Raw genomic sequence first — 20,117 nt, forward strand, 5'->3', positions numbered from 1 at the left:
GCATAGTTGCACATTTAAAGCACCTTGTAATGATGTCCCAAATGAGGCGAGCATCCATGATGGTGTTCGCCTCATTGATTATTCTGCAGAATACACGGATACCTAGTTACCCCAGATTACCTAGTTATCCGAATACCCGATTACTTGGTTACATCTAATTCTCGGGTTACTAATGTCAATTCACAAATCACTTACCACTTGTTTTAACGTATTTTGCAAACACGCGTTCAAGCAGCGGAGTGTGGAGCATAATCAAAGACCCCCATCCTAGCAAAATCAACAATGGCAATCCCTGCAAAAAATACTTTAAAGATAAATAGACAAGCGCAAAAAATACAGAGTCAAGTAAAACCACCATAAAAGTGGTTGCAATGTAAGATACGCTAAAAATCAACGAATTAATCAAGGTTCTACCAACAGAATTTTCAAATCTTGCTTGAAGAGCAAACACCCATTGAGCAACCAAAACCCATAAAATACTGATCGCAAACTTTATTATTAAAAGTGGCGTAAGTTGCAGAAAAATCCAAGACCCTACAATTGCCACAAGAATCGGAAGCAAAATTATCCAAATAATAGTAGATTTAACAAAATTATTTTTAAAAGACTTAAAATAGATTGAAGTTGTGTGCGCTTCTCCGCGTTCAATCCTTCTAGCAGTTTCATGAGCAGCTGTAATAGAGGCGCCAATCGTTATAATCGGAATACTCGTAATAATCATTAAAATGGTAAGCCATACTGCATCTGCAAACGATTCCATTCCTTGAGCAAACTTTGAATCGGGGCTGCCAAAAGAAATCATTACAACCACTCCTGCATAGTTAAACGCAATCTAAAACAAATCTAAAATAACAATACACTAAAAAATACACTTAAACACAAATGATGGTGGAAGCAAAGTTCTGCAACCACCATCATCATGCAACCGAGGTCCGAAGGAGAAAAGACCTCAGCCTTTTACCGCACCAGCCATAACGCCTTTGATAATATACTTCTGGCAGATGAGGTAGAAGATAATAATTGGAAGAATGGCAAGAACCAAGCAGCCCATCATGGCACCCATTTCAACGGAACCATAACCACCCTTCAAATATTGAACTGCAATTGAAACAGTCTTATACTTGTTCAAATCCAAAGTGAGGTAAGGAAGAAGGAAGTCATTCCAAATCCACATTGTTTGCAAAATCGACACAGATATAATAGCAGGTCTCATGATTGGAACAATAATCTGGAAGAATATGCGAGGCACTGAAGCACCATCAATCATTGCGGACTCTTCCAATTCCTGAGGAATACCCTTCACAACGCCCGTGAAAATAAACACAGCCAAACCTGCGCCGAAACCAAGGTAGATAATCCACAATCCCCAAGGGGTGTTCAATCCAAGCTTTGTAGTGATGTTGGAAAGAGTGAACATAACCATCTGGAATGGCACAATCATATTGAACAAGAACAACACGTAAAGCGACTTTGCAGCCCAATTGTTTACTCGCACAATCCACCAAGCACACATAGAAGTGCAAAGCAGAATCAAAATTACGGAGCCAACTGTTACAACAATTGTCCACCAGAAGCTCATAAGCAAGTTGGTGCGATTAATGCCAAGAACGTAGTTGTCAAAACCAATAAACGACTTTGGAGTAAGTGAAAATGGTTCGCTAGCAATATACACCTTTGACTTAAAGGAGTTCATAAACACTAACGCGATTGGGAAAATCCACAACAAACTCACTACAGCAAAAAGCGTGGTCCAAAGCACAGGATGCTTAGTCTTCTCGTTCATGCTGCCACCTCCTTAGACGTTGTCAACCTGTTCTGAATCAAAGCAATTACAGCCACAATGATGAAGAATATGACTGCCTTTGCCTGACCGACGCCTTCACCATTGATTCTTCCATAGAATGTGTTGAAAATGTTCAATGCCAACATCTCCGACTTTCTGGAAGGAGCACCATTAGTCAACGCCAAGTTCTGATCGAACAGCTTGAATCCGTTTGTAACAGTCAAGAACGTGCACACTGTAATGGACGGCATCATAAGAGGAATCGTAATCTTAAACAACGTTTGCGTTGGGCTTGCGCCATCAACAGCTGCCGCCTCAATAACATCTCCTGGAAGCGCCTGCAAACCAGCAATGTAAATAATCATCATATAACCGATTTGCTGCCAGCATATCAAAAGAACCATGCCCCAGAATCCGTACGTCGCAGAATACGTAATAGCACGACCAAAGTAGCCTAAAATACCATTAAGCACTACTTGCCAAACATAGCCCAAAACAATGCCACCAATAAGATTTGGCATAAAGAACACTGTACGGAATAAGTTTGAACCTTTGAATTTCTTTGTAAGCATGTACGCAATTGCAAAAGCAATAACGTTAATAACAACCGTTGTTACAACAGTAAAAGCAGTTGTGAAAATCAACGAATGAATAAAATGAGGGTCGCGCAAAGCCTTGCGATAATTGCGAACACCCACGAACTTTCCGTCCGTAACAGTATGGAACTTAGTAAAGCTAAGATACACACCCATCACGAATGGCACTAAAAAGCCGATTACAAAAGCAGCAAACGTTGGCAAAGCGAATAACGCCCACCATTTGCGTATTGCTTTTCCACTCATATTAATCATGACTCGTCACTTTCTCCTCCTTGAGTACAACGCTTGTACGAGCGTCGACGCCCGAACCAATACTTTTATATTACTACATGCAACAGCAATGTCAAACGTTGTCATTTTTTTGCATGTCGTTACGCGATGAAAATAAAATCAAATGTGAAGAAAATCCCTATTTTTGGCGATTTTGCAGCAAAATCTGCTATCATTATTTTTATTGCAAACGTTTGTGTATAGGGGGCGCAATGAGCATTGATGTATGAGCTTCTCATATACTATCGTTGAAGATGTTTGAGTGATATTAATGAAGACATTAATAAAAAAATATTGATGAAGATATTGATGTTGTGCGAATAAAGGAGTTCACATGCCGGCTAATATTCAAGATGTTGCCAACGAAGCTCACGTATCAGTATCTACTGTTTCACGCTCATTTACACGACCAGACTTAGTTTCCGCAATAACTCGCAACAAAGTGTTGGCTATTGCAGAAAAACTAAACTTCTCAATATCTCGTTCTGCAGCCGCTTTAAAATCTGGTAGAACTCTAAGAGTTGCACTACTAATGAGCGACAGCATTCGTCTGTGGTTTAGCGCATCCATAATACAAGGATTGAATCAGGTTCTTCACCCAGCAGGCTACGATCTATCAATTTTCCAAATATCAAGCAGCCAAGAGCGCGCAGAATTCTTTGATATGCTACCAACTCGAAGAAATGCGGATGCTGTAATAGTTTGCTCATTTGACGTAAATAAGTCGGAAGTTGCTTCATTAAAGGCAACTGGCGTACCGGTTTTAGGCATAAACTGCTTATATCCTATGGACTGCGATTTTGACGCAACAATTAATATTGACGACGATCAAGGAGCGAGGCTTATGGCTCGCCACCTTATTGGATTAGGTCATAAAAACATAGCTTATATTCGCACAAATCGCGATGTTTCCCTGCATTTCAGCGTTTTACAACGTTATCATTCGTTTATTGACGAATGCAAGATTAACAATATTACACCTACCGAAATCGTAGCTCCAGAAGGTTTAGACCGTATAAGTTCAATAGTTTCATCGCTTTTAAGTAACAGTAGCATGCCTACTGCAATTGCATGCCAAGAAGACGGAATAGCAATACCTTTAATGTTCCAGCTTTCTAGAAGTGGATACAATACTCCAGGTGATCTTTCAATTATCGGTTTTGACGACAGCTTCTACGCTAGAGAAACAGGACTTACAACTATTAGACAAGACCCTGTAAGCATGGCCGTAGATATTGCAAAAATGACTTTATCTTTAATTAATGGAGATTATTTAGATGAAAGTCGCAGATACATTACGATTCCAGCACAGCTAATTGTGCGTTCGAGTACATCTCAACTTGACGCAGCTTAGTTCAAGTACCATCTAAACGCAATCTTAAAATACTATTTAAATATCAGACTAAATTCAAACAACAGTCAGCCTAAATTCAAACAAAAGAGCTTCAAACCGATAAGGCTTGAAGCTCTTTTAGTAGGCTATTAATGCACTGTGCTAATGCAATTACATCAACAGCCCAATCTTAAATTATCATTTTAAATTATGTTCTTAAATTATGACTTTAATTTGTAATCAAGTTTAAGCCGAATAATCAATATTCAGATTAATCCTGATCTTCGTGAGTCTGAGCAACTTCCTTAGCCCAATTGTCAACGAAGGCGCTCTTAACCTTATCCCACTTGCCAGTGCCCTGAGCATACTCAAGCAAAGCGGAGCCAAGATCGTTCTTCCAGTTGTCAGATGGCATCATAGTGAAGTTCCAGCTTACAGGAGTCTTACCAGACTGAGCATCTTCAACAGCAGCAGCAGTCAAAGGATTCTCAGACTTCATATCAGCAAAGCTCTTGAATGGAGTGGTGAAGCCCATCTTCTTAGACATAGCTTCCTTGCCGTAATCAGAGGTAAGAACCCACTTCAAGAAGTCCTTAGTTGCCTTCTTGTTGGCATCCGAAGTCTTATCGTTAATGCACCAGTAGTTCTCGGAGCCAGTAGCCAAGCCCTGCTTTTCTTCGCCCTTAGCGCCAATGTAGATTGGGAGCATGCCAAGGTCTTCAGCCTTCATACCAGCCTTCTGCAAGTCGGTCCAAGCCCAAGTACCATTCTGATAGAACACAGCCTTGCCAAGCGAGAACTCAGAGTTTGCATCCTCGCCAGTCTTAGAGCTGAGCTGAGTTGCAGGAGTGGTGGAATCAGTAATGTAAAGATCAAAGATCTTCTTGTAGCCATCAAGGAACGTACCCTTAATCTTTGCTGGCTGCTTGGTAACCTTGTCTGCCTTGAACTCGTAGTACAGAGGAATGTTTGCAAGGTGAGTCTTAAAGCGCCAATCAGAGCTGGAATCGAAGCCAGCAGAAGTGAATGCGCCATCAACACCAAGCTCACCCTTACGAGCCTGAATGTCGTCTGCAACAGCCTTGAGCTTATCGAAGGAGTTAATCTCTTCAGCAGACTTTACCTTAGCATCCTTAAGCTCCGTGTACTTCTTTAACAAAGACTTGTTGTAAATCAAGCCGTAAGTTTCCATTGCGTATGGAACGCCAACAACCTTGTCTCCATCCTTAAGAGCAATATCCTTGTTTTGAAGCTGCTTGTAAAGCTCGGTATCCTTAAGATCTGCAGTGTAATCCTTCCAGCTTGCGTAGCCAACAGGACCATTCACCTGGAAGAGTGTAGGGGCTTCATCACCCTTGCTGATTTCACTCTTAAGAGACTGCTCATATGTACCAGAAGCAGCGTTCTGGACCTTTACAGGAATACCAGTCTTCTTGGTATATTCCTTAGCAACTTCCTTCCACTGATCAGCAGATTCTGGCTTGAAGTTAAGGAAGTAAACCTTACCCTTGTCGGAAGAATCCGAAGAGCTGGAACCACATGCAGCGAGCGCACCGAATGCCATCGCGGAGCAAGCTACAAGCGCAATTGTTGACTTAATTGTACGATTCATCATCGAACCTTTCTCCTATGCCGTCGACCCTACTATGAGCCGCCGCACCCCTAGGTGCCCTTTTCGACAATTTTTATTATGCCTCAAATGCAAAGATATTGCAAACGATAGCAGTGTTGATATGATGGCGTGTCGAATAATCTGCAACAATCACAAATCAACAATTCCAGCGAACGATTACACGATCTCCCTTATAAGTTCCAAGAGCGCTGTAATGAGCAGTGTCTAGTCGCAGCAACCGCGCTTGAGACGCATCAACGCCTAACCACCTCATAGCTAAAATTCTAAGAACATGCGCGTGTGCAACAATAATCACATCCTTGCCGCTTTTAAGCTTTGGCAAAACAGAGTCGATTATTTTTTGCGTTCGATCAGAAACATCCTGCAGACTTTCCCCATTGCAGCGTACGACTTTCACCGTTTCACCACTCGGAAGAGACTCTTCGCAAGAATCCGACATAAACTCTGGAAGAGCCTTAGGACCATCTCGCCAAACATCCCATGATTCTACTCCGCTTAACGCGGAGACATCTTTTCTAGTTCGCCCTTCTGCACACCCATAATCCCATTCAGCTGCGTATTCTAACGGCGTGCAATACGTAAAACCCGCCAGTTGAGCTGTTTGACGAGCACGAACAAGAGGGCTTACAAACTGGCAATCCGCATCAAAACCCTTAGGAAATGCTTGTCGAATGCGCTCACCAGCATAAACTGCTTGCGAACAACCAATTTGAGTAAGCGGTATATCCGTTCTACCTGTATGCTGACCTGATTCGCTCCAAACAGTTTGTCCGTGACGCAAAAGAACAAGTCTACCCTCGGGAGCTCCGCCACAAGTTGCTGGAACATCTTGAATCTCGTACGAATCTCCGCTAAATGAACCACCATTAACGTCAACGTCAATACTGTTCAGCATAAATCCACTCCACCTTAAGCACCGCCAACAAGTCAAAAATCTACGCTTGGTGCCTTAGCGCAAATCTAAACCCATTACTTACAAACTGGCTCCACTGCCATATTCGCTCGCTTTTATAACACTTTTATAACACTTTTACATGTCAATTACTAATTGGTATTTCGCTACCATTAACATAAAAATATGACGTTAACCCAAAATGATTCACGATATGATTCACGGAATGATTCGCAGCACAATTCACGACAAGACTTTTCTGGTCACTTTTATACCGAATCTTCCAACGCACATGCAGATTATTGTGCGACTCATAATGCGTCTCACAGCGCAACCCGCAGCGCTTCAAATCTTACAATTAAGCGTTTAAACAAGGTTAACGATAAAGCTATTGCATTAAGACAAAAAAGACTTAAAAATCCTGACACTTTGTTAGATATGATTGCAAAATCTGCAATTCCTGCAATTGTTACAATGGTCGTAGGTAAAGTCGCAGAAATCATATGGAAGCATTACGTAAAAAACAATAAAATGCACAAAATCGCGCAAAATAAACAATTTGAGGAATACAGAAAAAATAAAAGTAGCAAAAATAAAGACGTAAATAGAGAAGACTATAAAAAAATCAGTAAAGACAATAAACAAGAAGATTCTTTGCTCATGAACCTCGGGCTTGCGATTTTTAGCGCAATCTTAACAACAGTTGCTGGTAGATACACAAATCGCGCTGTACTATCTGCAATTAAGAAAAGGCAAAGTCGCAGAAAATAACAAGAAAAACAAGTATTTTAAGTAGTCTAAATAGCATAAATATTTTTAAGTAGCATAATTTTAAGGAAATAAAATGACAGAGCTGCAGCAAAATAACGATAAACAGATTGAAGAAAATAAAACAATTCAGACGCTTCTTAATCGCAGATCTATACGCGCTTTTAAAAACGAGCCGATTGACCCACAAATTGTCAAGACTCTTGAAGCAGCAGCACAGCGCGCAGCTTGTAGTCAGTTTTTAAACGACTGGTCGTCTATTAAAATCACTAGCAAAAATCTTAAACAAAAGCTTTCCGAACTTGGAAATCAAACTTATATAGCCACAGCGCCACTTTTGTACGTATTCGTTATTGATCAGCACAGAAATGCTGCTATAGCGCGCAAAAATGGCATTGATTCAGACGGAAGCGACTTTACGCTTAAAACAGGCTACAGATTCTCACAGTCGCAAAATGACGCAATTCTTGCATTGCACGCTATGGAAACAGCAGCAGAATCGCTTGGACTCGGTTGCGTAATTCTTGGTTCAATTTTGAACAACATTACAGATTTAATTGAACTTTTGAAGTTGCCAAAATACACGTATCCAGTACTTGGACTTGCGATTGGCAAGCCAGACCAAAGCCCAGAGCTAAAGCCGCGCATGGACTCGAGCATGCAATTCTTTGAAAATGAATACCCTAGTAGTGATGACGTTTTGCTTGAAAAACTTGCAGAATTCGATGAAAGAGTGCATAAATACTACGATTTACGTAATGCAGATAGGCCAGTGGACGCGTTCAGCGCACAAATCGCAAAGCTTGCTGTAGATTCTGGCGCCAAAAACCATAGTTGCGAATCGCAGCTTAATGCGCAAGGATTTACTTTTAAGTACTGATTTATTGATTTGCTGATTTTTAGTGTTAATTATTTAGCATCAATTATTTAGCGTATACGCGGCTTATATCCGCGTTTTCTAGACTTAGGTTTGGTTGTTTCAAACCGCGAGCGCATATCGCAATACTTACGAATTGCAGGATTTGAATGCGTTAAATGCCAACTTCCGCAATAATCGCATTTATAAACCCATAATCTTGCTCCGCGCTCTCTAAGGCTTTTATCCGCTGCCATAAGAGCTTGCCCTTTATTGGCGTACATTATTTTTTGGGTAGATTCACATCTGCGCGGAGTAAAGAAATACATGTAACTCATGGTAGCACTACAGCAAACTGCGCAATTATTTGTGGAAAATATATCAAAAATGTACCAAAAATATATAAAATTTGACCCATTTTTGGCACAAAGTCAGCAGCTTCTTCCCGCATTTGTTGTCGTAATAGCCAATTCGGAAAACAAACGCGGGAGGAGTGCTCTCGCGGATTATCAGTTCGAGCAGTGCTACAAACACGCTACAAGATTGCGGTTTGCGCAAAATCGTATTCCAGCAAATCAAAATAAGTTCAATTTAATGTCTTTTTAGTTCAATTCTTAATTATTGCTCAGCCAAAATTTGGTCAAAATTCAAAATTAATTCAATTTTAGGCTTGCAAAACGCATTTTTACGCGTAAAATTGTCTTTTAATCACTGCGAAGTTCAATTTATTAGCTTATATTTTGAACTTTGTTGCCAGTTTGTTCAATTTACGAACGCTGATTTTATGAGCTTCTATAAGATGGCATAAAGAAAGACGGATTATGGCACAGAATTTTGCAAACGACCTTAAAAAGGCCATGAAAATCAAGGGATACAAGCAGATTGATGTAATCGAGCTTGCAGCAAAAAGCGGCCATAAGCTTGGCAAAAGCCAGTTAAGCCAGTATTTAAGCGGTAAAACTGAACCTCGCAAAGACGTGCGAGATATGCTTGCACAAATTCTTGAAATTAGCGACTACGGAATCAAAGGTGGGCATTCTTGCGCGAAAACCGCGCAAAACTGCCAGTCTGCAGAAGAATCACAATTAAATCAGCCACATCTTACAGAGGAAGAGCTTTCCGAAACACTCAAGCATAGAAACTTCAACAAATCCACCAAACTTGAGCACGTGCTCTACGACGTTCGCGGCCCTGTTGTAGAAGAAGCAAACCGCATGGAAGCAAACGGAACGCATATTTTAAAGCTCAACATTGGAAATCCTGCGCCTTTTGGCTTCCGCGCTCCAGACGAAGTGATTTACGACATGCAACAGCAGCTTATTGACTGCGAAGGCTACTCGGATAGCCGCGGACTTTTCTCCGCACGCAAGGCGATTATGCAATACGATCAGCTTAAGGGCATTCCAGGCGTGCAAATGGAAGATATTTACACTGGAAACGGCGTTTCAGAGCTGATTAACCTTTCTATGCAAGCGCTGCTTGATTGCGGCGACGAGATTCTTATACCAAGCCCAGACTATCCTCTGTGGACTGCGTGCGCGAGCTTGGCTGGCGGCACTCCTGTGCACTACATGTGTGACGAAAAGTCGCATTGGTACCCAGATATTGCCGATATTCGCTCTAAAATCACACCTCGCACTAAAGCAATCGTGATTATTAACCCGAATAATCCTACGGGCGTACTGTATAGTCGCGAAGTTTTGGAAGAGATTGTTAAGATTGCGCGCGAGTTTAATTTGATTATTTTTGCGGACGAAATTTACGATCGTCTTGTTATGGACGGCAAAAAACATGTTTCGATTGCTTCTCTTGCTCCAGACGTGTTCTGCGTAACTTTTAGCGGACTTTCTAAATCGCATATGATTGCTGGCTTCCGTATTGGTTGGATGAGCCTTTCGGGAGATAAATCCAAGGCTCGCGACTACATTATGGGGCTTAACATGCTGTCTAATATGCGCTTGTGCTCGAACGTTCCTGCACAGTCGATTATTCAGACTGCTTTGGGCGGATACCAGAGCGTTGAAAAGTATTTGGAGCCAGGCGGACGCGTGTATGAGCAGCGCGAGTACTGCTATAACGCGCTTCAAGAGATGGATGGCGTAAGCGTTGAGCGACCAGACGCTGCTTTCTACATGTTTGTAAAACTCGATCCTGCTCGCTACAACATTCACGACGACGAACAGTTTGCGCTTGATTTGCTACGCGATCAGAAGTTGCTGATTGTGCACGGAAAAGGCTTTAATTGGCAGACTCCAGGCTACTTCCGCGTAGTCTACTTGCCGCGCTTGCAAACGCTTCGTGACGCAATGAGCAAACTCTCCAACTTCCTCTCCTACTATCGCCAGTAAAAAAAATAATTTTTATATAAACAAAAAAATTATTATTAATTCTGGTCATATTACAAAAATTATGCACATAGTGCCACGCTAAAAAAAACTTAACGTGGCACTATATTTTTCATAGGAGGAAGGAATCAAAGTATTTACTACGCAGCCTATTCTCGTATAGATGCTGCTGGGCCAATTGACTCACGCAGCAGCACAGTAATAGGTAGACATACGTGACGAGATGATGCTCGTTCATACCCAGCATTCAAAGTCTCTACTATATATTCAGCAGCTAAACGTCCTTTAGTTGTAACAGGCTGTTTAACTGTTGTCAACGGTGGATTACTACATGCAGACTCATCTAGGTCGTCAAAGCCTGTAACAGAAATATCACGTGGGATTTGTAAACCAGACTGTCTAGCAGCATCCATTACTCCAAATGCAATAACATCACTAAAGCAGATGAACGCAGTTGGAAATACAGAATTATTTTGTTTAGTTATTTGTGCAAAAGCTTCTTCTCCTCCAGTACGAGTACATGGCACCTCAATAACATTTTTCTTATCGACCAGTGGGGCTATTCCATTCTCTTCTAAAGCAGAAATCACACCATCAATACGGCGACGAATTGTTCCATGCCAAGAAAGATACCCATCATCATTGCCTGATTCTGGAGAAATCACCACAAAATTGCGATGGCCCAATGAAATAAGATGCTCAGTTAGTTCTTTCATAGCGCGCGACTCATCAATATTGATACTCGGAGCCTGGCTATGTACTTCACTGTCAACAATCACAAATGGCTTTCCTTGCTGCATAAGAGCTTCAACTTCACCACGATCTTCTTCTAAACCAGTTACTATAAAACCGTCAACGGCAGCATAAGGAATTGCTTTTAACATAGAATTACGAAGTGGAGGCACTAAAAGAAGCGTCAATCCCTCTCGCTCACAGATTTGCCCAATACCCTGAATAAATTCTGAATAGTATGGGTTTTCTAACACTCGCCCTAATTGCTGTGGTAGTAACAATCCCAAACTATTTGTCTTTTGAGTTCGCAGCATATAAGCAACAGGATTACGCACATATCCTAGTTCCTTTGCAACTGAAAATATGTGTTCTACAGTTTCTGACGATAAGCGATCAGGAGTATTATACGCAAAGGAGACAGCAGATTTAGAGACACGCGCTGCATCAGCAATATCCTGCATTGTAATTTTCTTTCCCATGCTTCACACTTCTTACTTCTACATTATTTTTACTATTGAGCTTGCAATACGATCATAGAATTATCTTTATTGTGGCGCCAACTATCTCCAACAGTTACACCATTTATAATTCGCCAATTATGATTTTGCAATTGTTGAGGTAGCTTCGATGAATTATACTCTACTAAATTACTACGTGAAATAATCATCAAAAGAGATTCTTCCTTATGCTCTCGCGAAATAATGACAGTATCTCCATCAACAGCGTAACAACTTTGCGTACCTCTTCGCAACGCAATATGATCACGCCGCAATGCATTTAATTGAACAATTGTACGGAATATTTCAGCATTTGTATCAAGACTATCCCACTGCATGCCAGAACGGCACCCTGGATCATTATCGCCAACCATACCAAGTTCATCACCGTAATAAATCATCGGAGCACCTTCGCAGGCAAACATGCAACAGTAGGCAGTTATGCAATCCTCAGTATTATTTTGATGCGCAGTTAAAACACGCTCAGTATCGTGACTACCCAACAAATTCATCATCCCATGGTGATATCCATACGGTATGCGCTCCTGCAAACGGTTAATACCGTTAACAAAATCGTATACATTGAATCGCTTTGTCGCAGTAAAACCTAAAACTAAATCACGCAGAGTATAATTCATTGTGCTATCGGTAGTGTCTCCTTGCAGCCATTGAGCAGGGTCTCTCCATTCTTCAGCTATCAAACATAATTCTGAATTTTTTTCTTTAACAACTTGCCTAAAATCCTGCCAAAATTCTGGATAAATAAAATATGGAACGTCAAGACGATAACCGTCGATACCTTGATCAATCCAATATCTCGCAACATTAAAATGATGCTCACGCACCTTTGGATTAAACACATTCCACTTCGGTAGATATTCACAACCAGAACAGGTTTTATAATTAGGCACAGGCAATGACTTAACTGGAAAGTTTTTCACTGAAAAATAATTAACATATTCTGAATTCTCTTCATTTTTAACAACATCTTGAAACATCCAATGAGTTTTACCACAATGATTTAAAACTGCATCTAGTACTATACGTATATTCCGCTTATGCGCTTCATCTACCAATGTATGGAAATCTTCAAGAGTTCCTAAAAGTGGATCGATTTTAAAATAATCGTTTGCGTCATAACGATGATTTGTTGCAGCAGAAAAAATTGGATTCAAATAGAGCGCGTTGCAACCTAAATCATGAATATAATCAAGTTTTTCTGTAATTCCAGCAATATTACCACCTAAGAAATTCTCACGCGTAGGCTCAGCATCCCATGGATCAAGCGGCACATGACCTTCAGTTAGCATACCGTAGCCTTCACAACGATGGAAACGATCAGGAAAAATCTGATAAAATCTTGCATCAGGCAACCACTGTGGTATAGACATAATAAACCCCATCCCTAATATTTCTACAATTTCTAATCTTTCATACCAGTATTGGCAATTCCTCTAACAAGCGCACGTTGGAAGAAAAGGAACACAATAATACTTGGTATTGTTGCAGTCAAAGTTCCTGCCATCAAATAATTCCAAGAGGTTCCGTAACGCCCTACGAAGGATGCTAAACCAATCTGAATTGTACGAGTTTCATCCGTATTCGTAACCAATAACGGCCAAAGGAAATCATTCCACGCAAAGAGAAAACTAAAAATACCAAGCGTCGCAAACGCTGGGGACGACAATGGAACGATTACTTTGAAGAATATTCCAAACCTGCCACAACCATCAATGCGCGCTGCCTCATCAAGCTCTCGAGGAATTGTTGCAAAATATTGGCGAAGTAAAATAATGCCAAACACATCTGCAAGTCTAGGAACAATCAAAGCATACAGCGTATCGACCCATCCTAAATTAGCGACTATCTCATAAGACGGAATAACAATCACAAAATTAGGAATCATCAATGCAGAAAGCAGCAGAATGAATATTGTTTTCTTCAAAGGAAATTCTAATCGCGCAAAAGCGTAGGCGGCAAAGGCATCAAATATTAAATGTCCTACAACAATTCCTACCGTCATCAATAGCGTATTCCAATAATATTGCGCAAACGGCGCCGCTTGCCAAGCGTGAATATAGTTTTCCCAATGCCATGATGTAGGAAAAATTGAAGTATTCGTGTATGTTTCAGCACGCATTTGCAAAGAAGTAGTGAACATCCACAAAAATGGAATGATTACTGTTGCTGAACCTAAAATCAGAATCGCATGACGCGCCAAACGCGACCATAATGATGACTTCATTATTCTTCTCCTTGTGCTCCAGAAACTTTCCATTGAATCATCGTCACGCCTAGCACTAGCGCAAGCGTAATGAACGCTATTGCTGTTCCATAGCCAAAATCACCGAGCTTGAACGCATCACGATACATCATCATGCCAAGCACTTCCGTGCCTCCGCGAGGACCGCCACCCGTGAGCATGTATGCAAGGTCGAAAGATTGGAAGCTCGTTACTAATGCCTGAACTACTACAAAAAACGTCATTGGAGACAGCAATGGGAAAGTAATCTTCCATAATTTTTGCCACCCAGTAGCTCCATCTAATGCAGCCGCTTCATACACGCTTTTTGGCAATGCTTGTAACGCAGTTAAATACAAAATAGCGTTAAAACCAATATTTTTCCACACGGTCAAAAGAATTAATGCAATAAGCGCAAGCCAGCGATTTTGTAACCAATCTGGTCCGTGTATATTGAATTTCATCAACACACTGTTCACGAATCCAGAAGGATCGAGCATATATTTCCACACAATAGCTGCAGCCACAGAAGATGTAACCACTGGAAGGAAGTAAATACTACGATAAATACTCCTACCTCGTATAGGCGCATCAAGCAAAAGCGCGAGCAACAATCCAGTCAGCACACTTAATACACATACACCAGCAGCATAAATAATTGTTACCATTAAGCTGTTGAAAAACTCAGGATCTTGGAAAAGACGAGCATAGTTTCCCAAGCCAATAAATTTCTTTTCTGGAGAGAACCCATCCCACGATGTTAGTGAAATATATACAGCAGACAACACAGGGTACAGCACGAAACCACCAATAATAAGCACTGCTGGCAACAAGAATACCGCAGCACAAATTACCTGATCTTTCTGGTAGTGCCTGTGCGCAGACTTGAGAAAATGACGTTTTTTCATTACATACTCCTTGATGCAAAGAACTCCGATAGCTGAGCCAACTTTATTCCATTCGACCCAGCTATCGGCACAGTATTTGTGCAATCAGCCTTTGGCAATCACGTCGTTTACTGCCTTTTCAGCATTCGCAAGCGCTTCGTCAACACTCTGCTCTCCAGCGAAAGCCTTCTCCACAGCCTTTGCAAATTCAAAAGAAATCTTTGGATACAATGGAGTATTTGGACGCGTATGAGCAATATCCATTTGTTCCACAAACGGAATTAAACGAGGCTGTTCCTTCTTAACCCAATCCAAATACTTATCAGACTTTGCAACACTCTTCGTTACAGGAAGCATGCCAGTCTTTTGCGACCACTTGATCACCTGTTCTGGCTGCAAGAACCAGTTCAAGAATTCGCCAGCAGCCTTGGCACGAGCGTCAGAATTATGGAAGACGATTGCTTGTTCACCACCGAGATTAGTTGCTTCCTTGCCATCCTTTGGATGAGGAGCTTTCGCTACACCGAAATCAAATGGTGGATCTGGCGCCCAGATGCCAACCATCCAGCTACCTTCCTGAGCAGAACCACCCTTGCCTTTTTCAAATTCGCCCCACTTAGCATATGGGCTCACGCCGCTCTTGATAAGATCCATCCAGAAGTTCATAGCCTTCTTGCCTTCTGGCGTATTGAATGCAGCCTTAGAATTATCCTTCGTCAAGAATTCGCCGCCAGCTTGCCACAAGTTGACCTGGAAGTTCCAAGTTAAACCTTCGCCGTTATCTCCTGCTTGAGTAAGCAAATCATACCCTGGCTTGCCTGTCTTTTCCTTGATTGTCTTGGCAACTTTCTTCAACTCATCCCATGTTTGTGGTGGTTTGTTAGGATCTAACCCAGCTTCTTTATAAACGTCCTTGTTGTACATGTACGCAAGATTATTGGCAGTAACTGGCACAGAAACTTGTTTGCCGTCAATATGACCATAGTCAATCAATGCAGGAGTCACATCATCGAGCGTTTTCGAGCTGATAACCTTAGAAAGATCAGTCAAATTGCCCATTTTTGCAATCTGTGGCACCCAAACCAAATCACTTATGGAAATATCCGGCAAGCTCTTCGACGAAGCCGATGCACGAAGCTTCGTCATAAAATCAGAATTCGGTACGCTCGCAGTCTTAATCTTAATATTTTTATGCGAAGCATTAAAATCCTTCACCATTGCATCAAAGGTATCGGCATTAGCACCATCCCAATAATGCCAAATGGTAAGTGATGTCGCACCATTAGCGTCAGACGATTTTGCACTACCGCATGCACTTACGCTAATAATCATTGCAGCAGCACCAATCAGTGCACATATTTTTGTAAGTTTCTTCATTGTAACCTTCTTTTTATCTGCATATGTTAACTTGCACTCATTTTGCATTTAGAAAATGGATGACGAACTATTCTCTAAAGCATCAGAAAACAAACTCATAGTTTTTTATTCTTTGTTGTATTACTACATAACAAGCAAACAGTTTTTAATTGCTGCAAACACTGGATCATACGAATCTACATGTCATATTCACAGAAGACACCGAATTAAAAATGCACGCTTGTTTCTACCTCCTCCCCTCCAACTCCGAAGACATTATCTTTAGATGCCCACTGTTTGTCATCAAGCAATGCCTTAAATTGGAACTTTTTGCCTTTAGGTATTCTCTCCATTTCAGTCTCCTTTGAACTGCAATGCTAAACTCTTGTAAATCAATTTACTACATTGTTAAACAAACGTCAATCCCTTAAAAATTACATGTTATCTACTTGCCGCGCCTGCAAGCCGCAGCGATGCAAATCACGACACAAACAACAAAGCGCAAAAGTAAGTACATTTCGGAGTAGTTAAGAGTACTTCGGAGTATTTCGGAGTAAAACACCGCAATAAACACAACAAAGCTATACAAGAGTAGGGCCCAGCACACTTCGGAGTAGTTCGGAGTAGTTAAGGGTGTTTCGGAGTAAAACAACAATGTACTTAATAGCGCGCTATAAATACTCTTAATTTACTCATATGTCATTCCAGTCAAATCCTTGAAAGAATAACATTCTCTATATCCTTCTTTTGATATAGTAATCACAAGAATTATTCGTATAAAAATCGCGCAGTAATGCTTCGATATTTAAGGCGGAACAATGGAAGAGTACAAGATTGAAGAGATTAAAGACCTGAAAGAAGGTCAGTATTTTGATCGCAAAAGTGCTCGCATAAAGCCTAAAGATATACTAAAACACGTCATTGCCTTTGCTAACGCAGACGGAGGCACATTAGCTATCGGCATCGAGGATAATGGCAAATTATCTGGCACAAATTATACGGAGGCACATTCTTTAGACGAATACGAACTAGCAATCCAACAAGATATCATTGGTCAGCCTTCAATCGATTACAGTAAGTTAGACTATGAATCCGAAGATGGCAAAAATGCATTATTTATCATTCATATCGATTGTTCAAAGAATAGACTTATTAAAAATCGAAGTGAAGAAGTTTATTTAAGAATTGGAGATAAAAGCGTCAAACAAAATTACTCTCAAATTAAGCAATTAGAGTATGCTAAAGGTGAAAGATTATTCGAGGATAATCTAATTCCAGATGCTAACCTGGCAGATCTTGATGAACAACTGTTGAATGAATATAAAAAACAACTTAATTGCGAACATTTACCCAATCAGCAAGTATTAGAAGCTCGCGGATTTATGCATCAAGGTCAACTAACTACCGCATCAATTCTAATGTTTGGCAAAAATCCAAGCTATTATTTCCCACAAGCTCGTCTGAGATTCTTGCGATATGAAGGAACCCACCGTGAGACTGGCGCACGAATGAATATTGTTAAAGATCAAACCTTTGACGGACCGATTCCAACAATTATTCGCCAATCACAAACAGCTATACGAGCGCAATTGCGCGAATTTGAATATCTTGGAAACGATGGAAGATTCAAAGTCGTACCAGAATATCCAGAATTTGCCTGGTTTGAAGGAATTGTTAACGCCGTAGCACATCGCGATTATTCATTAAGAGGCGATTACATTCGCGTCAGCATGTTTGACGATCGATTCGAGATATTCAGTCCTGGTTCCTTGCCAGATATTGTAACATTAGAGAATATGCGGCATACGCGCTACGCTAGGAATCCTCGTATTGCTCGCGCATTAGTTAACTTCGGCTGGGTTCGAGAACTCAATGAAGGAATTAATAGAATTTATGAGGAAATGGCGGAATTTTATCTCAATGATCCTCAATACAGCCAGCCAAATCCTTACTCTTTATTGCTGACGTTAGAAAATAACTATGCTTCGCGTCAAATGCGTATGGACGATCATATAAATGAGTTAGAGGAAAAACTAAATAATGGCGAGTTCAATGAGAATGAGCGAAAAATTCTCGCATATTCATATAGCAATGATCGAGTTACCGTAAAAACAGCTGCAAATCTTATTAATATGAGTGAAGCTACAGCGCGAAAATTATTACGTGGACTTGCTAATAAACACGCTCTACTGTGGCATGGAAACTCTAAACTTGACCCTAAGCAATATTATGCGCGCATAAAAGATTAAATCAAGCACAGGGAAAACAGTTAAGAGTAGTTAAGAGTAGTTAAGAGTAGTTAAGAGTAGTTAAGAGTAGTTAAGAGTAGTTAAGAGTAGTTAAGAGTAGTTAAGAGTAGTTAAGAGTAAAACACAGTAACAAACACAGCAAAAACCCAACAAAGCTATACGAGAGTAAGGCTCAGCACAGTTAAGAGTAGTTAAGAGTAGTTAAGAGTAAAACACAGCAATAAAACACTAATTTCACTCACAGTCCAGAAAAAGGTGTATATCAATAGGCATATATCATTCAGAATATGAAAGACATCCATAACATGAAAGAAAAAAAAAAGAGAAGGAAATGAACGCTGCGGCACGAATTCGCACAACTCTTATTATTGCCGTTTTATCGCTTAATGCTTTTCTTTTAACAAGCTGTAGATTTGGCGTGAGTCTATATCTTTTAATACATGTCGACTTATCTCACGCAGCACTTAACGCGGTATCGGTAGCACTTATGACCTGCATAGCAGCACCACTTGGCGGCATTATCGCAGATAAATATCCACCAACTAGATTGTTTATAGCGCTAACGTTCTGCTTTGCCTTGTTGTGTGCTGGATATGGTTTCGCTTTAGTAGCACAGCATAATCTTATTGCTATTATGGTTACGCTACTCGGCATAATATTCGGGTTCTTTACTGCATTTTCTTCACCTAATCAAAAAGTATTGATGGCGTATAGCGTACCTACTGGCGAAAAAACCAAATTTTTAGCAAGCATGCGCATGTGGATTAATCTCAGCAGGCTTGCTGCACCTGCAATCACTGGCATATTTGTTGATATATGCAATCCGCTCATTTTCTTTACGAGCATTGCTATTGTAATGACACTAGCAGCGCTACCTCTACTGTTAGTTAATCTAAACCAGCAAGCACAAAATAGCACAAACAATACGAAGACAGGAAGCAATAAAACTGCTGGTTTTGCAGCTTCTCTACACTATATGAAATCTACACCATGGTTAATAGTCTTAGGAGTAGTATCAGCATTACAATCGGGATCATGGCTTGCTGCATTCAGACTAATGGGAGCACACCATTGTCTCACACTTTTTCATTCGGCATCCACATGGGGCTCAATAGTCAGCATATTTAACATTGGCATGATCGTAGGTTCGCTATTATGCAAATACATTGTGCTTCATTATGAGATTTTATACTCTATTTTATTACCTGGATTCCTTTCTATTCCTTTACTTATTTTCGCACTTAATAACTGGATTGCTCTTTTTCTTTGCTCTGCTTTCATTGCAGGTATTATTTTTGACGCAACTATTGTCTATGGGCAAACAGCTCTTCTCGACGGCATACCAACACACATTCTCGGCGCAACTACTACTTTTACTTCTATTATGGAGCAATGCGGCATTATCGTGGGGTATGCAAGCGTACTAGCATGGGGAAATCTAAATTCATCATTATTCATAATGATTGCAGCTGGCGTAATACTTGTTTCAACAGGTATAGCCTTATGGATTATTCAAACTCGTAAACAAGCATACCCATCAATGCTTACCAAAGATTATTGGACACCATCAACATGGGTAAAAAGAAGCATATAACAAGCTATTTAGTGCAAAAACGCAATAAAGCCATACAAATGCACATGGCATTCTTCACCCATCATCGCCAAGCCTCAACCA

At 40.6% G+C, this 20,117-nt stretch carries 18 protein-coding genes; 6 read left to right on the forward strand and 12 right to left on the reverse strand.

Annotation, left to right across the window (positions count from 1 at the left end; all coding sequences use genetic code 11):
- Positions 1-187: 187 nt before the first annotated feature.
- The 3 genes from ACJV45_RS06395 to ACJV45_RS06405 all read right to left on the reverse strand — a co-directional run bounded on the left by ACJV45_RS06395 (position 188) and on the right by ACJV45_RS06405 (position 2,634).
- The gene (locus tag ACJV45_RS06395; protein WP_419397917.1) at positions 188-802 is read right to left on the reverse strand and encodes a DUF624 domain-containing protein; all 615 of its coding nucleotides are present in this window, start codon (positions 800-802) and stop codon (positions 188-190) included.
- Positions 803-949: 147 nt separating this feature from the next.
- On the reverse strand, positions 950-1,783 hold the full coding sequence (locus ACJV45_RS06400; protein ID WP_415681543.1) for a carbohydrate ABC transporter permease: 834 nt from the start codon (positions 1,781-1,783) through the stop codon (positions 950-952).
- Positions 1,780-2,634, reverse strand: a complete 855-nt coding sequence (locus ACJV45_RS06405; RefSeq protein WP_419397918.1) for a carbohydrate ABC transporter permease — start codon at positions 2,632-2,634, stop codon at positions 1,780-1,782. The genes ACJV45_RS06400 and ACJV45_RS06405 overlap by 4 nt, the downstream gene beginning before the upstream one ends.
- A 352-nt stretch (positions 2,635-2,986) precedes the next feature.
- Here ACJV45_RS06405 and ACJV45_RS06410 point away from each other — a divergent pair, with 352 nt between their 5' ends.
- The gene (locus ACJV45_RS06410; protein ID WP_419397919.1) at positions 2,987-4,006 is read left to right on the forward strand and encodes a LacI family DNA-binding transcriptional regulator; all 1,020 of its coding nucleotides are present in this window, start codon (positions 2,987-2,989) and stop codon (positions 4,004-4,006) included.
- Positions 4,007-4,256: 250 nt separating this feature from the next.
- Here ACJV45_RS06410 and ACJV45_RS06415 read toward each other — a convergent pair whose 3' ends face one another.
- Together ACJV45_RS06415 and ACJV45_RS06420 are read right to left on the reverse strand one after the other, a co-directional pair.
- Positions 4,257-5,600, reverse strand: a complete 1,344-nt coding sequence (locus tag ACJV45_RS06415) for an ABC transporter substrate-binding protein (protein ID WP_004138370.1) — start codon at positions 5,598-5,600, stop codon at positions 4,257-4,259.
- 154 nt (positions 5,601-5,754) lie between these two features.
- Positions 5,755-6,513: a histidine phosphatase family protein gene (locus ACJV45_RS06420; RefSeq protein ID WP_004138413.1), complete on the reverse strand. Its 759-nt coding sequence runs from the start codon at positions 6,511-6,513 to the stop codon at positions 5,755-5,757.
- A 183-nt stretch (positions 6,514-6,696) separates the two neighbouring features.
- Between ACJV45_RS06420 and ACJV45_RS06425 the strand changes: the two genes are divergently transcribed.
- Positions 6,697-7,281, forward strand: coding sequence for a hypothetical protein (locus ACJV45_RS06425; protein ID WP_419397920.1), 585 nt, complete (start codon positions 6,697-6,699; stop codon positions 7,279-7,281).
- A gap of 73 nt (positions 7,282-7,354) precedes the next feature.
- Complete coding sequence (locus tag ACJV45_RS06430; protein ID WP_419397921.1) at positions 7,355-8,158, forward strand: nitroreductase family protein; 804 nt, start codon at positions 7,355-7,357, stop codon at positions 8,156-8,158.
- Between the two features lie 47 nt (positions 8,159-8,205).
- Here the strand turns inward: ACJV45_RS06430 and ACJV45_RS06435 are convergent, their stop codons facing one another.
- Positions 8,206-8,472 (reverse strand): hypothetical protein, encoded by a 267-nt coding sequence (locus ACJV45_RS06435; protein ID WP_415685976.1) that lies wholly within the window; start codon positions 8,470-8,472, stop codon positions 8,206-8,208.
- Between the two features lie 483 nt (positions 8,473-8,955).
- On the opposite strand from ACJV45_RS06435, the gene ACJV45_RS06440 reads away from it, so the two are divergent.
- Positions 8,956-10,482: an aminotransferase class I/II-fold pyridoxal phosphate-dependent enzyme gene (locus ACJV45_RS06440; RefSeq protein WP_419397922.1), complete on the forward strand. Its 1,527-nt coding sequence runs from the start codon at positions 8,956-8,958 to the stop codon at positions 10,480-10,482.
- 146 nt (positions 10,483-10,628) lie between these two features.
- Here ACJV45_RS06440 and ACJV45_RS06445 read toward each other — a convergent pair whose 3' ends face one another.
- From ACJV45_RS06445 to ACJV45_RS06470, 6 genes are all read right to left on the reverse strand, one after another.
- Entirely contained in the window at positions 10,629-11,690 is a 1,062-nt protein-coding gene (locus ACJV45_RS06445) for a LacI family DNA-binding transcriptional regulator (RefSeq protein ID WP_004123088.1), read from the reverse strand.
- 32 nt (positions 11,691-11,722) lie between these two features.
- On the reverse strand, positions 11,723-13,099 hold the full coding sequence (locus tag ACJV45_RS06450) for a glycoside hydrolase family 13 protein (RefSeq protein WP_419397923.1): 1,377 nt from the start codon (positions 13,097-13,099) through the stop codon (positions 11,723-11,725).
- Positions 13,100-13,131: 32 nt separating this feature from the next.
- On the reverse strand, positions 13,132-13,953 hold the full coding sequence (locus tag ACJV45_RS06455) for a carbohydrate ABC transporter permease (RefSeq protein ID WP_004112888.1): 822 nt from the start codon (positions 13,951-13,953) through the stop codon (positions 13,132-13,134).
- Positions 13,953-14,858 (reverse strand): carbohydrate ABC transporter permease, encoded by a 906-nt coding sequence (locus ACJV45_RS06460; RefSeq protein WP_004112884.1) that lies wholly within the window; start codon positions 14,856-14,858, stop codon positions 13,953-13,955. The genes ACJV45_RS06455 and ACJV45_RS06460 overlap by 1 nt, the downstream gene beginning before the upstream one ends.
- A gap of 84 nt (positions 14,859-14,942) precedes the next feature.
- Positions 14,943-16,214: an ABC transporter substrate-binding protein gene (locus ACJV45_RS06465; RefSeq protein ID WP_004123085.1), complete on the reverse strand. Its 1,272-nt coding sequence runs from the start codon at positions 16,212-16,214 to the stop codon at positions 14,943-14,945.
- 206 nt (positions 16,215-16,420) lie between these two features.
- Positions 16,421-16,546 (reverse strand): hypothetical protein, encoded by a 126-nt coding sequence (locus ACJV45_RS06470; RefSeq protein ID WP_016824020.1) that lies wholly within the window; start codon positions 16,544-16,546, stop codon positions 16,421-16,423.
- 465 nt (positions 16,547-17,011) lie between these two features.
- Here ACJV45_RS06470 and ACJV45_RS06475 point away from each other — a divergent pair, with 465 nt between their 5' ends.
- Together ACJV45_RS06475 and ACJV45_RS06480 are read left to right on the forward strand one after the other, a co-directional pair.
- Positions 17,012-18,442, forward strand: a complete 1,431-nt coding sequence (locus ACJV45_RS06475) for an ATP-binding protein (protein ID WP_004123082.1) — start codon at positions 17,012-17,014, stop codon at positions 18,440-18,442.
- A gap of 331 nt (positions 18,443-18,773) precedes the next feature.
- On the forward strand, positions 18,774-20,036 hold the full coding sequence (locus tag ACJV45_RS06480; protein WP_415685380.1) for an MFS transporter: 1,263 nt from the start codon (positions 18,774-18,776) through the stop codon (positions 20,034-20,036).
- The last annotated feature ends 81 nt before the right edge of the window (positions 20,037-20,117 follow it).

The sequence above is a fragment of the Gardnerella lacydonensis genome (genome assembly GCF_048545055.1).
Lineage (GTDB): Bacteria > Actinomycetota > Actinomycetes > Actinomycetales > Bifidobacteriaceae > Bifidobacterium > Bifidobacterium vaginale_C.